This window comes from Lysinibacillus sp. (assembly GCF_032093475.1).
In the GTDB taxonomy this organism is placed as follows: domain Bacteria; phylum Bacillota; class Bacilli; order Bacillales_A; family Planococcaceae; genus Lysinibacillus; species Lysinibacillus irui.
This window is the reverse complement of record NZ_DAMDAY010000056.1, coordinates 19,051-19,528: the sequence shown is the minus strand read 5'-3', so window position 1 is coordinate 19,528 and position 478 is coordinate 19,051. Positions and strand designations below refer to the sequence as shown.

General features: G+C 38.9%; 1 protein-coding gene. It reads left to right on the top strand.

Features of this window, described 5'->3' with window-relative positions; genetic code table 11:
• Positions 1-377 (top strand): pyridoxamine 5'-phosphate oxidase family protein (locus RT445_RS12960; protein ID WP_396631805.1); only part of this gene is annotated, 377 nt, incomplete at its 5' end.
• Positions 378-478: the final 101 nt, after the last annotated feature.

Here is a 478-nt window from a genome sequence, read left to right as displayed (position 1 = left end):
AGATTGGAACGATGGCTACTGTTGAAAATGGCAAACCTTACTCCCGCTACATGACGTTCCAGCATGAGGACTTTGTGTTATATACAGCGACGAATAAGCATTCTGAGAAAATGGAAGAGCTTCGTAAAAATCCATATACCCATATTTTATACGGCTATGAAAATGGCGGCTTTGGGGATACGTATGTGGAAATTGAGGGCAAGCTTACGGAGGTACAGGAAGAAGGCTTAAAAAATAAACTAGCAGAAATTTTTACTAGTATTTTTGTTGGCAATCAGGACGAAATGGTGACATTAAAAATTGAGCCCATTCGTATGCGTTTGATGAATAAAAAAGGTCAGCCCCCTAAAGAGCTAGAGTTTACGAACGACCATTAATCAATGGTCGTTTTTTACTGACGTCATGATAAATAGTTGCATTCACGGGCATTTTTTTGGCATGATAGTTCTTAAAAGAAAAAGGAGTATAGGCGATGTCG